At 71.6% G+C, this 14,444-nt stretch carries 11 protein-coding genes and 1 riboswitch; of the genes, 4 read left to right on the top strand and 7 right to left on the bottom strand.

Annotated features, from left to right (window positions below; genetic code table 11):
• The first annotated feature begins 213 nt into the window (after positions 1 to 213).
• Positions 214 to 1,170 carry a carbohydrate kinase family protein gene (locus ACYVHU_RS01645; protein WP_078760338.1) on the top strand — a complete coding sequence of 319 codons (957 nt, stop codon included), beginning with the start codon at positions 214 to 216 and terminating at the stop codon, positions 1,168 to 1,170.
• 342 nt (positions 1,171 to 1,512) lie between these two features.
• Here ACYVHU_RS01645 and metE read toward each other — a convergent pair whose 3' ends face one another.
• On the bottom strand, positions 1,513 to 3,789 hold the full coding sequence (gene metE / locus ACYVHU_RS01640; RefSeq protein WP_498947385.1) for a 5-methyltetrahydropteroyltriglutamate--homocysteine S-methyltransferase: 2,277 nt from the start codon (positions 3,787 to 3,789) through the stop codon (positions 1,513 to 1,515).
• Positions 3,790 to 3,960: 171 nt separating this feature from the next.
• Positions 3,961 to 4,187: riboswitch (cobalamin riboswitch) on the bottom strand.
• Positions 4,188 to 4,543: 356 nt separating this feature from the next.
• Here metE and ACYVHU_RS01635 point away from each other — a divergent pair.
• The 3 genes from ACYVHU_RS01635 to ACYVHU_RS01625 all read left to right on the top strand — a co-directional run bounded on the left by ACYVHU_RS01635 (position 4,544) and on the right by ACYVHU_RS01625 (position 7,466).
• A complete protein-coding gene (locus ACYVHU_RS01635; protein ID WP_078760336.1) occupies positions 4,544 to 6,109 on the top strand; it encodes a polysaccharide deacetylase family protein in 1,566 nt (521 codons plus the stop codon).
• Positions 6,110 to 6,200: 91 nt separating this feature from the next.
• A complete protein-coding gene (locus ACYVHU_RS01630) occupies positions 6,201 to 6,737 on the top strand; it encodes a hypothetical protein (protein WP_144389965.1) in 537 nt (178 codons plus the stop codon).
• Positions 6,738 to 6,779: 42 nt separating this feature from the next.
• On the top strand, positions 6,780 to 7,466 hold the full coding sequence (locus tag ACYVHU_RS01625) for a DUF6461 domain-containing protein (RefSeq protein ID WP_498947384.1): 687 nt from the start codon (positions 6,780 to 6,782) through the stop codon (positions 7,464 to 7,466).
• 82 nt (positions 7,467 to 7,548) lie between these two features.
• On the opposite strand, the gene ACYVHU_RS01620 is transcribed toward ACYVHU_RS01625, so the two are convergent.
• From ACYVHU_RS01620 to ACYVHU_RS01595, 6 genes are all read right to left on the bottom strand, one after another.
• Positions 7,549 to 8,697 carry a quinone-dependent dihydroorotate dehydrogenase gene (locus ACYVHU_RS01620; RefSeq protein WP_078760334.1) on the bottom strand — a complete coding sequence of 383 codons (1,149 nt, stop codon included), beginning with the start codon at positions 8,695 to 8,697 and terminating at the stop codon, positions 7,549 to 7,551.
• Positions 8,694 to 9,617, bottom strand: a complete 924-nt coding sequence (locus ACYVHU_RS01615; protein ID WP_078760333.1) for a proteasome assembly chaperone family protein — start codon at positions 9,615 to 9,617, stop codon at positions 8,694 to 8,696. The genes ACYVHU_RS01620 and ACYVHU_RS01615 overlap by 4 nt, the downstream gene beginning before the upstream one ends.
• Positions 9,618 to 9,964: 347 nt before the next feature.
• Complete coding sequence (locus tag ACYVHU_RS01610; RefSeq protein ID WP_078760332.1) at positions 9,965 to 10,618, bottom strand: GNAT family protein; 654 nt, start codon at positions 10,616 to 10,618, stop codon at positions 9,965 to 9,967.
• Positions 10,619 to 10,631: 13 nt separating this feature from the next.
• Entirely contained in the window at positions 10,632 to 11,141 is a 510-nt protein-coding gene (locus ACYVHU_RS01605) for a DUF4913 domain-containing protein (RefSeq protein ID WP_235000742.1), read from the bottom strand.
• Entirely contained in the window at positions 11,138 to 12,874 is a 1,737-nt protein-coding gene (locus tag ACYVHU_RS01600) for a type IV secretory system conjugative DNA transfer family protein (protein ID WP_078760331.1), read from the bottom strand. Before ACYVHU_RS01600 ends, ACYVHU_RS01605 begins: the two co-directional genes overlap by 4 nt.
• 1 nt (position 12,875) lies before the next feature.
• On the bottom strand, positions 12,876 to 14,438 hold the full coding sequence (locus ACYVHU_RS01595) for a putative type IV secretion/conjugal transfer ATPase (protein WP_078760330.1): 1,563 nt from the start codon (positions 14,436 to 14,438) through the stop codon (positions 12,876 to 12,878).
• Between the last annotated feature and the right edge of the window lie 6 nt (positions 14,439 to 14,444).

Raw genomic sequence — 14,444 nt, 5'->3', positions numbered from 1 at the left:
TAAGGCCATACTCCCAACGGGAAGCGGCCCGCTTCCCTCCGGCGCGGCCGGACCCGCCGACGGGACCGAGGAGGACGTCCGCGTGGCATGCGAGAGCCTCGCGCCCTCTCGGCGCCGCAACGCCGTCGGCTCCTCCCCTACGGCGGGGCCCGGACCGTTCCGGACGCGCCTGACAGGCGCGTCCTCCCCTCTACCCCTCGGAAAGGACCTGCCTTGATCACCGTCGTCGGCGAGGCCCTGATCGATCTCATCAGCGCCGAGAGCGGAACCTACCGTGCCGCGCCAGGTGGCGCGCCGACCAACACCGCTGTCGCGCTGGCCCGGCTCGGAACCCCGGCGTCCCTGCTGGCCCGGATCGGCTCCGACCGTTTCGGCCGCCGGCTGCGCGGCTACATCACGTCGTGTGGCGTGGACGGGCGCGACCTGGTCAGCGCCTCCGAGCCGTCCACCCTGGCCATCGCCGACATCGACGAGGCGGGACACGCCGAGTACGGCTTCTACGTGAACGGCACCGCCGACTGGCAGTGGCGTCCCGAGGAGCTGCCCGATCCCGTCGCGGACGACGTGACGGCGCTGCACGTCGGCTCGCTGGCGCTGGCCCTGGCCCCCGGCTCGGCGGTGCTGGAGAAGTGGATCGCCCGGCAGCGCGAGCGGGTGACCGTGAGCTATGACCCCAACATCCGCCCCGCCCTCGCCGGTGACCCCGCGACCGAGCGTGAGCGGGTGGAGCGCCAGATCGCGCTGGCCGACATCGTCAAGGCCAGCGACGAGGACGTCAGGTGGCTGTACCCGGGACGTTCCGTCGAAGAGACGGCCCGCTTCTGGGCGGGGCTGGGGCCCCGTCTGGTGTTCGTGACACGGGGCGGGGAGGGCACCGTCGCGCTGCGCGGCGGGGCCGACCCGCTCCTGTTGGTGCGCACACCGCCCGCGGTGAAGGTGGCCGACACCGTGGGCGCGGGGGACGCCTTCGCCGCGGGGGTCTTGGACGCGCTCGACCGCAACGGCGTCCTGGGCGCCGCCGGGCGGGACCGGCTGGCCTCGTTGGACGCACAGGCGCTCGCGGCGTGCCTGGACCACGCCCACTGGGTCTCGGGACGGGTGTGCGAGCGCGTGGGCGCCGATCCGGGTCCCCTCGACCCGCCGCAGGTCCGTTTCCCCGCCACCGCCTGAGCCCGTCGTCTCCCGGGCCGGGCGCCCCCGTCGGGGAGACCACGACGGCGGGGGACGGCGCGGGCGGGGCCCGCTCCGGGTCGAACGGGCTGTGCTCCACGCGGCCGGGGCCGGTTCCCGGCCGCGACGGGCGCGGCGCCGAAGCACCGGACGGCCAAGGGTGGACGTCCTCGGCCGTGCCCGGGACGTCGACGGGACGGCCGGCTCCACAGGCCCGGGACGGTGACGCCGGCCGCGCGAGGACGCGCCGCGCCCCGCCCCCTCATGGGCGGCGGACCCGGCCGTGCGGCCGGGTCCGCCGGGGCACGGGGCGGGGCCTTCCCGGAGAAGGCCCCGCCCGGCTCACCCGGCCAGCTCGGCCCGGATCCTGCGGGCCGCCTCGACCATGGCGCGCAACGCCGGCTCGACCTCGGCGTAGCCGCGTGTCTTCAGCCCGCAGTCGGGGTTGACCCACAGCCGTTCCGGCTCGGTGTGCTCCAGCGCCGCGCGCAGCGCCTGCTCGATCTCCGCCACCGTCGGGACGCGCGGGGAGTGGATGTCATAGACCCCCGGACCGATCCCCCGGTCGAACCCCGCGCCGGCGAGGTCGGCCGCCGGGGACGCCTGGGAACGGGCCGCCTCGATGCTGGTCACGTCCGCGTCCAAGGCGTCGATCACCGGGGCGATCGCGCTGAACTCCGAGTAGCACATGTGCGAGTGAATACGGGTGCCGGCGGTGGCCCCCGAGGTGGCCAACCGGAACGCCCCCACCGCCCAGGCGGTGTAGGCGGCGTGGTCGCGTCCGCGCAGCGGCAGCAGCTCCCGCAGCGCCGCCTCGTCGACCTGGATGTGGCGGATCCCGGCACGCTCCAGGTCGGAGATCTCGTCACGGAGGGCCAGGGCGACCTGGCGGGCGGTCTCGGCGAGCGGCTGGTCGGTGCGCACGAACGACCAGGCCAGCATGGTGACCGGCCCGGTGAGCATCCCCTTGACCGGCCGGTCCGTGCGGGACTGGGCGTAGGTGGTCCACTCCACGGTCATCGGGGTGGGCCGGGCGACGTCGCCGTAGAGGATCGGCGGGCGGACACAGCGCGAACCGTAGGACTGCACCCACCCGTGGTCGGTGACGGCGAAACCGTCGAGCCGCTCGGCGAAGTACTGCACCATGTCGTTGCGTTCGGGTTCGCCGTGGACGAGGACGTCCAGGCCGATGTCCTCCTGGAGGGCGATGACGCGGTCGATCTCGGCGCGCATCTCCCGCTCGTACTCCTGCGTCGTGATCCGTCCCGCCCGGTGGGCGGCGCGCGCCGCCCGGATCTCACCTGTCTGCGGGAAGGAGCCGATCGTCGTCGTGGGCAGAGGAGGCAGCGGGGCCCGGGCGCGCTCGCGCTGCCGGTAGGAGGGGCGGGCCGGAGCCTGCCCGAGCGCCTCCAGCCTGGCCCGCACCCGCTGGTCGGTGAAGGCCCGCGGGGCGCGCTCGCTCGACCGCTGCCGGGCCCCGGCCAGCTGCTCCTCGACGTCCTCCGCTCCGGCGAGGGCGCGGCCCAGCAGGACCACCTCGTCGAGCTTCTGCCGGGCGAAGGCCAACCGGTCGCGCACCGACGGGTCCAGGCCGGTCTCGACCTCCAGGTCGTAGGGGACGTGCAGGAGAGGGCAGGAGGTCCCCACCACGACCTCCCCCGCCAGGCCCAGCAGGGAGGCCAGCGTCGACAGGGCCGCCGGGATGTCGGCGCGCCAGACGTTGCGTCCGTCCACGACCCCGGCGACCAGGCTCTTTGCGCCCAGGCCGCCGACCTTGGACACGTCCTCGGCGTTGCCGCGCACCAGGTCCAGGGCGACCCCCTCGATGGGGGTCCGCTTGAGCGTCTCCAGCGCGCCCTCGCCGGCCGGCCCGTGGTAGACCGCGACGAGGATCCTCGGCCGTTGCGCCACCCCGCCCAGGCGCTCGTAGGCGTCCCCCAGTTCGCGCAGAACCTCCTGGCCGGCGTCGGTGGCCAGGATCGGTTCGTCGAGCTGGACCCACCCCGCACCCGCGGAGGCGAGCTCACCGAGCAGTTCGGCATAGCAGTCGAGCAGCCCGTCGAGCAGCTCCAGGGGCCGCCATCCCCGCGGGGCGTCAGGGGAGCCCTCGGACAGCAGGAGGAGGGTCAGCGGGCCGAGCAGCACCGGACGGGTCTCATAGCCGAGCCCACGCGCCTGGACGTACTCCGACAGGGGCTTACGCCCGGCCAGGCGCGGCCGGGTGGCCGGCGACAGCTCCGGCACCAGGTGGTGGTAGTTGGTGTCGAACCACTTCGTCATCCGCAACGGCGCCGCCTCATCGCAGCCCCGGGCCATGGCGAAGTAGCGCCGCAGCTCGGCGGAGCGGTCGTCGTCCCCCTCGGCGATCCGGGCGAAACGCGGCGCCACCAGGTCGAACATGACCGCGGTGTCGAGCACGTGGTCGTAGTAGGAGAAGGTGTTGGACGGAATGTGCTCGACGCCCGCCTCGCGCAGCGTCCGCCAGGTGGCGCCGCGCAGCCTGGCGGCCACGGTGTCGAGTTCGGCCGCGTCGATGTCCGCGGCCCAGTAGGACTCCAGGGCGCGCTTGAGCTCGCGCCGCGGCCCGATGCGGGGGTAGCCGAGAACGGTCGTCGTCATCGGGCACCCGCCCCGACGGACACGTTCAGGTCCTCGCGCATGGTCTTCTCTCCCTCGTCGAAGCCGTCGTCCTTCGGCCACGAGGGTGCGCGAACGCGCGGGCGGGGCCCACGCGGCCACCGTCCGTCGTCGTCCGGCCCTCCCTCGGGGCCTCGGACAGCCGTGGTCGCGGCGCGACCACGGGCGGTGGCAGGTCTTCGGACTCGCGGGCACGGCGTGACGCGGCGCGTCACGTCTCCTACTGGCCGTCGCTTCCCCGACGCCGTGGCGTCCAGTGCTCGAAAAACGGCGTTCGTTCCCACATACCGCTGCGGGGCAGTCCCGGATTCGCACCGGGTTCCCTCTTGCGACACGCACGACCCGAGGCCGCGCGTGAACCGACCGCACCGGGAGTATAGGCCGTCCCCTGCAGACCGCCTCGACCGCGGAGGCGGTGGGCCGATCGGCCGTGTCCGCTTGTGGCCGACACGTGATCGAGATGGCATTTTCGGCCCCCGCCCCGCCTCGCCTCCGCGAACCGGCATGTCAGAGGCTGTTTCAAGCACCGAACACCTGAAAGCGGACCCGATGCGGTCGTGTTATTACTCGATTGGGTGAGACGCCACGGCCTCGGTGGTTCTAGCCTCATCAGGGGGACCGTGTCCATATCGACATAGAAGATAGGGAACCGTCCCACCCCACCCGTGCGACAAAGCAAGTCGAACCTCTTCGACTGTGAAAGACCATCCTTCCGTTGAAAGTCCCTGGTGAATCCATGCCCTCCAGCACCTCCCGCACCTTCCGAGGCACCGCCCGGCGCGGAGGCGCCCGCCTCGTGCGTGGCGTCGCCGCGGCCAGCGCGGCCGTCCTGTTGGCCGGAGCGTGCTCGTCCGGAAGCGAGGCCGAACACGCCTCCGGAACCCAGGAGGACCCTCGCGAGCCCGCGACCGGGGAGCCCGGTGAACTGACCGTCGTCGACCCGGCGCTGGTCGTCGACCTCGGTGAGGAGAAGAGCAGCGAGGATGACGGGGTCGCCGTCGAGGTCGCCTACCCGACCGTCCCCAACGCCGCCCCGTTGACCGAGCACCTCGCCGCGGCCACCGCGCAGGAGGTCGACGACTTCCGGGCCGCCAACCCCGGAGCCAAGAGCATCGGCATCGACTGGGGGGTGACCGTGGCCGGCGACGACGTCGTCGGCATCCGGCTCGTCCAAGACGAGGAGGACTCCGAGGGGCCGCGCACCCTCTACTCCACCCACTGGTACGACGCCGCCAACGGACGTCCGGCCTACTCCACCCAGCTGATCGCCGGCCAGGAGGAACTCGACGCCCTCAACGACATCGTCCAGGAGAACCTCTCCGCCTCCGACGACGTCGACGTCTCCGCGCTCCACCCGATCCTGCGCCTGTACGACTCGATGGGGTTCAACGCCGACGGCGACCTGGTCGTGGAGTTCGACGAAGGTCAGGTCGCGCCCCCCGAAGACGGCCGCGTGTTCACCGTGGTCCGCAAGGACGACGTCGAACCGCTGCTGTCGGACTTCGGCCGGCGCGCGCAGGCCGCCGCCACCGTCGTCACCCCCGACTTCCGGATCGAGCGGCCGGCCCCCTCCCCCTCCGCCGACCCCGCCCCGAGCGCGGTGCCCGGCGTACTGCCCGCCCGCGACGACTCGGTGGACTGCTCGGCACCCGACTCCAAGTGTGTCGCGCTGACCTTCGACGACGGCCCCGGGGAGCGGACCCCCGAGCTGCTCGACGCGCTCGCCGAACACGACGCGCGGGCCACGTTCTTCCTCACCGGCGGCCCGGTCCGCGAACACCCCACCACCGTGCGCCGCCAATACGCCGAGGGGCACGAGGTGGCCAACCACACCGTGACCCACCCCGACCTGACCACGGTGTCGTCGGGGAAGGTGACCTCCGAGCTCGCCACCGTCAACGCCCTGATCCGGCGTGAGACCGGCTACGACGTCGACCTCATGCGTCCCCCCTACGGCGCGACGAACGACTCCGTCGCGGAGGTGAGCAAGGAGCTGGGGCTGGCCGAGATCATCTGGAGCGTCGACACCAACGACTGGAAGGACCGCAACGCCGACATCGTCGCCAAGCGCGCGGTCGAGAACGTCCAGCCCGGTTCGATCATCCTCATGCACGACATCCACTCCACGACGGTCGACGCGGTTCCCGAGATCCTGAAGCGGCTGGAGGAACAGGGGTACACGATGGTGACGGTCTCGCAGCTCCTCGGTGACACCGAGGCCGGCAAGTCCTACTTCGACGGCCACCCCGAGCCCGAGGAGCAGGAGGAGGCCCCCGATCCCAGCGCGTCACCGGACGCCTGACCCCCGCGCCCGAAGATGTGGCATGGATGACCCCGCGTGGGGGCGGTCCCGGATACGGAGCTGCCCCCATTCGCGCGTAAGGTGGTCGCTCGTGGGTGCGAGTAGTGACGTTGACGGCTGGAACCTGGGGCCGCCGCGGAAGGCCCTCGTGATGATGGGGGTCGCCGGGACCGGTACGAGGACCGTGGCGAGACTGCTCGCCCGCCATCTGACCGCCTCCTACATCGACGTCCGTGACATGGCCCCCGACCATCGGGAGCCCTTCCCGGGCCCGCTGTCCCGTTGGCTGTCGGAACGCCGCCGCGACGGCGTGTTCGCCGTCGCCACCTGTCCCGCGCTGACCCGCCGGCACCGTGACCTGCTGCGCTCGGGCGACCCGGGACTGTACTTCATCCACCTCTCCGCAGGCCGTGACCTGCTCGTGCGCCGCGTACGCCGACTGCGCGACGCCACGGCGGCCGCCCTGTTGGAGGCACAACTGGCCGAGCTGGAACCGCTGCACGACGACGAGGAGGGCGTGGTCATCGACGCCACCGCCACCCCCGCCGAACTGGTGCAGCGCATCCTCGCGGTGGTCTCCGCGCTCGTCCCCGCCCCCGAACATCCCGACCGACCAATGGTGACCTGAACAATGGGACGCTTAGCCGACCTCCTAGTGGGAACACGCCGGGTGAAGGCCGGAAGCGACGTGGACAACGCCGCCCACCGCAACGAGGCCCCCGACTGTCGAAGGGACGGGCCGATGTCCGCCGCACTTGCCCGTGACTATGCCTGGCTCCAAGAGACCCAGCCCGACCTCGCCGAGGCCTACTGCCTGTCCTACGTCAAGGGCGTGGGCAAGGCCGAGGCCCTGTGCCGGCTCGGCGCCGACGAGCGCCGGCTGCGCTCACTGCCCATCGCCGAGGCCGTGGAGGCCGGCCTGTGCTGCGAGGGCGCTCCCCCGATGACCGCGCACGCCCTCCAGGTGAACGGGTGGACCCTGCTGGTGGAGCCCACCGGGTGCCGCGCCACCCGGCCCGAGCGCTACCGGGCCCTGTCGGCCGGGACCGAACTCGTGTCGGTACGGGTCGTCATGGAGCACCGCTACGAGTTCCGCTGGGTCGCCGACGGCGTGCTGCGGACCTTCTTCGACGTCCGCTTCCCTGATGCGCGCAAGGGGACCGAGCCCGACGCCCTGCTGGCGGAGATGACCGCGGTGGGGATCGACACCGACGCGGAGGCGGTGCACCCCGATCCGGGCGCCGCGGCGTTGGCACTGGCCGAACGTGTCACCGGTGTGCGGGTCCGCCCCAGCCACTTCGCGGGGCCGCTGCTCGGCGCGGAGCTGGAGGGGTACGCGCCGCTCACCGCCCGCTGACCCCCGAGGAGACCCAACGGGCCGGTGCGCCACCCCGCGAAGGGTGGCGCACCGGCCCGTCTCCCGTCGTGGGAGGCCGATCTCAGCGGGCCGGCGCGCGGTCGCGGACCGCGAGGTCGACGTCGACCCCGACCGCGTCGGCGACCGAGGCGTAACCGGCCGCCCGCGCCAGCCGCGCCAGCCCCTTGTGGATGCGGCGCGGCCACAGCGGACCGCCGTAGATCAGCCCCGTGTAGCCCTGCACCAGGGTGGCCCCGGCCCGGATGCGCAGCCACGCGTCCACCGGGGTCTCCACCCCGCCGACCGCGATGAGCACGATACGGTCGCCCACCCGCGCGCGCAGCCGCTTGAGCACCTCCAGCGAGCGGTGCTTCAACGGGGCGCCCGACAGACCACCGGCGCCCGCCGCGTCGACCTGGGCGGGGTCGGTCCGCAGGCCCTCGCGCGCGATCGTGGTGTTGGTGGCGATGATGCCGTGCAGGCCGAGTTCCAGGGCGAGGTCGGCGACGGCGTCGATGTCGGCGTCGGCGAGGTCCGGCGCGATCTTCACCAGGAGCGGCAGCTCGGGGTGGCCGGCGTCGTCGAGCGTACGGCGCACCTCGGTCAGCAGCGGCCGCAGGTGCTCGACCGCCTGGAGATTGCGCAGCCCCGGGGTGTTGGGCGAACTGACGTTGACCACGAGGTAGTCCGCGACGTCGGCGAAACGGCGCGCGCTGGTGACGTAGTCGGCGATCGCCTCGTTCTCGGGGACCACCTTCGTCTTGCCGATGTTGGCGCCGATGACGTGCCGGCGTCCGTGGCGGGCGCGGTGGGCGCGCAGCCGTTCCGACACCACCGCCGAGCCCTCGTTGTTGAACCCCATCCGGTTGACGATCGCGCGGTCGGCGACGAGCCGGAACAGCCGCGGCTTGGGGTTGCCGGGCTGGGGGCGCGCGGTGACCGTGCCGACCTCGACGTGCCCGAAGCCGAGCGCGACGAGCCCGGCCACTCCGTGGGCGTTCTTGTCGAAACCCGCCGCCAAGCCGAGCGGGCCGGCGAACTCCCGGCCCAGCGCGTGGATCCGGAGTTCGGGGTCGCGGGGCCCCAGGACCCGGCGCATCGCCTCGGCGACCCCCGGGACGTTCGCCGAGGCGCGCAGCGCGGCGAAGCTGAGGTGGTGGGCCTGTTCGGCGTCCATGCGGCGCAGAACGGCGTGGAAGAGCAACTGGTAGAGCACGGGTCCGGCCGTCATCCTTCTGTGCCGCGGTCGCGTTCGGCGAGGTAGCGTTCGAGTTCCGCGCCGAGTTCGTCGGCGGTGGGCAGCTGCGACTCGTCCCCGGCGAGCAGGGGGTCGAGGTCGGCGGCGAGGTCGCGCGACGCGAGGAAGTCGTCGTACTGCCGTTCGAGGTTGTGGACCACCCGCTGGACCTCCTCCGACGCCTGGACCTGCTGTTCGATCTCGGCGTCGGTCTCGCTCGCGGCCTCTTCCAGGCGGCTGGTGGGAAGCGCCAGGCCCGTGGCCCCGGCGACGTACTCCAGCACCGACAGGGCCGCCCGCGGGTACTCCGACTGGGCCAGGTAGCTGGGGACGTGGACGGCGTACCCGATGAAGTCGTGGCCGGCCTCGCCCAGGCGGTACTCCAGCAGGGAGGCGGCGCTGCCCGGAACCTGCACGGTCCCCATCCACGGGGTGAAACCCGAGACCAGCTCGGCGCGGGTGGCGTGGGCCGTGACAGTGGCCGGGCGGGTGTGGGGGACCGCCATGGGGATGCCGTGGAAGCCCACCGTCAGGCTCACCGAGAAACGCTCGACGAGCTGGATGACGGCCTGGCTGAACGCCTCCCACTCCCGGTCGGGCTCCAGGCCGTTGAGGAGGAGGAAGGGCGTGCCCTCGCCGTCACGCAGGAGGTAGAGGGCGAGCTTGGGGTCGGCGTAACCGGTCCAGGCGTCCCGGTTGAACGTCATCACCGGACGGCGGGAGCGGTAGTCGAGGAGCCGGTCGATATCGAAGGTCGCGATTTCCTCGGCCTCGAAGTCCTCGAGCAGGCTTCCCACCGCCTGCCTGGCGGCGGCCCCCGCGTCCACGAAGCCGTCGAGGGCCACCAACATGACCGGCTCGGCGAGCTCGGGAGGATCGGGGCGAAGCTCGTAGAGATCAGCAGGATCTCGCACCTGGACGGCTCTCCATTCTCACGCCGGGTGATCTGGGGGCGGGGCCGCCCCGGGGCCCTCCCGGGAGGCGGCCGTGCGGGCCGGCGGACGTCGTACGCCGGGCCTTCGGATTCCTTCCCAGGATACCGACCTGCCAGGGGATGACCGTAAAGCTCGATTTCGCCCGCCTTGAGACACCACCGCCCGACCCCACGGGCGGGACGGGAGGGAACCGGACACGGCGGACTTCGACGACTCGCCTCACCAAGAGATCAGGACGGTGCTTTCCCGGATACGTCCCAGGCAGATTCAAGCCACACCTGCCAGCAACAGAGAGGTACGGGGAACAGCGGGATCGGGGGTTGAGATCACAACCCGAGGTCCTGTTCGGCCTGCTGGCCGGGGAGCTCCCTACCGCGTGGACCACGCGAGCGCCACCGCGCCCACCATCGTTGTACGGCGTCGTGCGGCGGCCGGGCGTTCATCGTGTCCACGACCATGTGGGTGTCGATGAGCTCAGGGTCGAGTCCTTCCCGCTCCATCCGCTGCTTCTCCCGATCGCGCCGTTCCGGCGAGTCATAGGTGGGCTTAGATTCGCCATCGATCTCGTTGGTGGACCTTTCCAGTCCCTCCCACACCTGTTGCCGCGTTAGGGTGCGCAGGTCAAGCCCATAACGGTCCAGGACCTCCTGGTGGATGGTGTCGTCGGCTTTCCGGGCTATCCGCTCTTGGTCGCGCCAGGTCACGGCCACCTCATGGACCTCGGCGATCTGGTCCGGGGTTGCGCGCTCCCACCATTGGGGGTCCTCGACCTGCTTCAGCTTCTCCTGGGCCTTCTTCCAGACCCGCCTGCGCAGGCGATGGAGCGCAAAAGCCCGGTCGGCCGCCACGGCTCCGCGAGCGAGGGTGTCGGTGATGAGGTCGAGTCGGCGGGCCAGCAGACGCCCGACCTGTTCCGCCCTGACCATCGCCTCGCGCAGGTTATGGGAGAGCGCTTCCTCGATGCCGTCGGATTCGGTCATGGTCGTCTCCAGGTCAACCGATGGTGCGGGCGTCGGTGAACAGGCCCGGCGGCGGCGGGTCATAGGGCAGGGGTTCGCCGGCCCGGTTCTCGTCGGTGGAGGCGGCGAAGGGACCATCGGGGTCGAAGAGGATGTTCATGTGGTAGTCAGCGTGGTCACGCCACCAACTACTGATCCCGGTCGCGCCATCCTGGCGCAGGTGTTCCCAGGATCGCCAAAGGCCGTCCAGGCGCGAGACTGCCTCTCCATTGCGCCACCACTGAGCCGACCAGCGCCGTGGCCCGCGCGGACCGACCTTGCGCCGGTACAGCGGCACGATGACCTCGCGCACGAACTCGTCCACCGATCCGTAACACAGGTCCTGTCCAACATCTCCAGCGTCGACCAGCACAGCATCGTCTACGCGGTCCGCCGCCCCCGCTGCGGCCACCTGCGAATCCTGTACCTCTTCGTCGTCTGGGGTGGAGATCAGTGCCATGAGCGCAGCAAGGTCGTCCTCGTAACTGCCAGATTCGGTGGTCACGACTGGCCTCCCGCCTCGTGTGCCGCGATGGACGCCTTGACGGCCTGGGCGTGAGGGCCGGCCATCCATGGCACGGTCCTGATCAGCGTGGGGGGTGCCCCCGAGGCGATGAGGACCGCGCGGCCTCGAGGCAGCGCGCCCAGGTCGGCCACGTCCATGGTGGTCTGGTTGGTGAGCTGACGGGTGGTGGAACGGCCGTCCCGACTGATGGAGGCCGAGACCGAGCGCCGGTCGTAGTCGCCGATGAGCTGGGATAGCTCCTGGAGGAAGGCGGTCTCGGAGACACCGCCGCCATAAACCTTGACGTTGGCGGCCGACCAGAGCTTGCGCATGCCCTCCTGACCCCACACCTCCACGCCCTGGGACCACGACTGCAGGATCGCCATGAGCACGATGCCGCGAGAGCCGTAGTGGGAGTACTGGTTGGGCAGCTCGGCCCATTTGCAAACGTTGGCAACCTCGTCCAGCACGCCCAGCAGCGGGGTGGGCAGGCGCCCGCCCGGGCTGGCCGACCCGATCTCCTCCGCCGCTTCAACAACGGCCACGGTCAGCGCGGTCACCAGTGGCCCGGCGGTTCCGGCACCCTCCTTGGACAGGCTGTAGAGGGTGTGACCGCCACGGGCGAAGGCATAGGGGTCGAAGTGGGGTCGGTCGTCGTCGGCCCCCTGACGGGTAATCCAGGGGGCGATACGGCGGTTGGTCAGGCAGGACGCCATCTGGGCGGCGGTACCGAAGACGCCAGCGCGTTGCTTGTCAGGGGCGTTGACGATCCCGGCGACACCGTCGGCCTGCAGGGGGAACCCATGGTCGGCGAGGATGGCGACGGCGGTGTCGTCAGTGGGGCGGGTCAGCCAGGTGTAGACGTCGGTGATGGGGCGATCGTCCAACGCGGCGGCCAGCAGCAGTCCGGCGAGCAGGTTCCTGCCCTCACCGTCGAAGTAGGCGTCAGCGCGCGCTCCGTTCTCGCGGCTGCCGGAGGCGAAGTGGCCGGCGAGCTGGGCGGCTTTGACCTCGTCGGTGACGTAGGACAGCGGATTCCACCACCAGGTCGGCTCCTCACGGGCGATCTGCTGGGGGTCGAACACCCAGGGGGTGTTGCCGGTGATCTCGGCGCGCACGTCGCGGGTGGCGTCGGTGGCGTCTCGCTTGTTGGAGGTGACCAGCACCGAGGAGGTGGCGGGGGCGGCCAGGATGGCCGGAATCGCCCGCGAGGTCGTTTTGCCGGTGCGCGGTCCCCAGATATCGATGTGCATGTCCTCCCAGGAGCCGTACAACATGCGCCCGTCGGCGACGACGCGCCCGATCGGCACGCCGGGGGCGCCAGTGACGCCGAGCCGGCGCGCGGTGGCCGCGGCCCCCTGTTCGGTCAGCGCGGCCAGTTCGTCCCCGGAGCCCATGTAGACGGCGGCCCGGTCCACCCGGCTGGACCTGCGCTTGCGGCGCCGGCGCCACCACACGACGAGACCGACTGTCCCGAGCAGGAAAAGCACCTCGGCGACGACAACGACGGTGGTGCCGTCGGTCCAGACGGTCTCCCCGGTGGCCAGGGCCACGGCGAGCGTGGCGGGGTTGAGGGGTGGATGCTGCGGATTGGAGGCCAAGAGGTCGGCCAGGTGGATCGCGCACCAGGCCCCGCCCACGACCAAGGTGAGCAGAACCAGGGCGGCAGCCCCGAGGAGAGTCTCGGCGCTGACGGTCGAAGGCTGGACGCCACGGCGTCTGGTCGAGGGCATGTCACGTCCCTTCCGAAGTGCCGATGCGGGAGGCGCTGTGCCACAGCTTGTTGGTGTCGTTGATGGCGACCTCGGCCGCGGTCAGGCCGACGTGGACGGGGATGCCGGGCCGGCCGCCGACCTTGATGAGGAACTTGCCGCGCCCCGGGGGCGCGGCCTCGCGTCCGGCGGTGGCGTCCCAAGCGGGTGGGTCCTGCCAGCTGGACAGCAGTCGCTGCTCAGCGCGTGACATCCGCACCGCGCTGTTGAGCATGGGCATCTCCGCCTCGGGCAGGCCTCCGCAGATGACCATGCCGGACCGTTCCACGAACCCACGCGCCTTAGCGCGGTCCTCCTCGCTGGCCAACGCCATCAGGTCACTCATGGTGTGGGAGACCATGGCCATGCCGACGCCGCGTTGGCGGTTGAGGCGGGTGAGGGCGTCGACCCGGTCGACGATGCCACGGCCGGCGCGCAGCGCCCGCCACAACTCGTCCAGGACGACGAAGTAGTGGCGACGCGGGGCCAGCCCAGCGTCAGCCAGGGCATGGGACACTCCGACCGCGCCGAACCCGGTGGACCAGCAGGCCAGCAGCACGGCGGCCTGCAGGTCGATCTCGGAGTCGTCGATGGAGGAGACGTCGAAGACGACGGGCCGGTCCAGCTTCATCGGGTTGGAGGTGGGGGCGGCGAAGATCTCCCCCAGCCGTCCGCCACCGACCAGGCCGATGAGAGAGGCCTCCAGGTGATCGGTGATCTCGCGGTAGCGGTCCAGGGATCCACGGTCCAGCGCGACCTGACGCACCTCCTCGGGAGCGTCCTGAATGACCTTGAGCAGGTCGGCCAGCACCGGGACGCCCTCGTGGCGCTCGTCCAGCACCTTCAGCGCGCGGTCGAGGATGGTCTCCTCGCGGTCACTGGGCGGCGCGGAACGGATGATGGTGAGCAGGGCCGAGACCATGGTCAGACGCCGGCCGTGGGCGTCGGCCACTACCCGGGAGCGGGCCGTACCGGTGAGGCGTTCGGCGGCCGTACGGGCCTCACCTGGGTCGAGCACGTTGAGGTGGCCGCGACCCCGGCCGAGGCTGATGACCTGCCCGCCCAGCGCCTCGATGAGATCGACGTAGTCGGGTTTGAGGTCGCCCAGGACGAGTGGCTGGACCCCATAGCCGGCCAGTCCCAGCACCATCCGCCGCACGATCGTGGACTTGCCCAGACCGGGCAGGCCCAGCACGAACGCGCTGGGGTTGGAGATGAGGTTGGCGCGCTGGAACCACGAGATCGGGTCGCAGCACAAGGTCGCCCCGGAGAGCAGGTTACGACCAATGGGCACCCCGATCATGGGGGCTCCCGCGCCAACAGCGAACGGCCACAGACCGCAGACCTGCACGCTCGTGCCACGGTATTCGTCGGCCATCTGCACCAGCAGCGAGGCGCCGCCGCCGCGGCCGTTCCAGCCACGCGGTCCGGGCCGCCGTGGTCCCGGCTCCACCTTCTTCGTCTTCTTCGCCGTCTTCTGCGGCTGCTCTGGCCGGGCCTCGGCGGCCGGCTGCGCGGAGGGCGCGCGCTTCCTCGTCTTGAACATGGGACT

Source organism: Marinactinospora endophytica, assembly GCF_054780875.1.
The sequence above is the reverse complement of the archived record's forward strand: the minus strand, read 5'-3'. Positions and strand labels throughout refer to the sequence as shown.

Coding starts and splice junctions, on each gene's coding strand:
- metE (WP_498947385.1), bottom strand. CDS start 3,789: ATGACGACGACCGTTCTCGGCTACCCCCGCATCGGGCCGCGGCGCGAG.
- ACYVHU_RS01635 (WP_078760336.1), top strand. CDS start 4,544: ATGCCCTCCAGCACCTCCCGCACCTTCCGAGGCACCGCCCGGCGCGGA.
- ACYVHU_RS01620 (WP_078760334.1), bottom strand. CDS start 8,697: ATGACGGCCGGACCCGTGCTCTACCAGTTGCTCTTCCACGCCGTTCTG.
- ACYVHU_RS01610 (WP_078760332.1), bottom strand. CDS start 10,618: ATGACCGAATCCGACGGCATCGAGGAAGCGCTCTCCCATAACCTGCGC.
- ACYVHU_RS01600 (WP_078760331.1), bottom strand. CDS start 12,874: ATGCCCTCGACCAGACGCCGTGGCGTCCAGCCTTCGACCGTCAGCGCC.
- ACYVHU_RS01595 (WP_078760330.1), bottom strand. CDS start 14,438: ATGTTCAAGACGAGGAAGCGCGCGCCCTCCGCGCAGCCGGCCGCCGAG.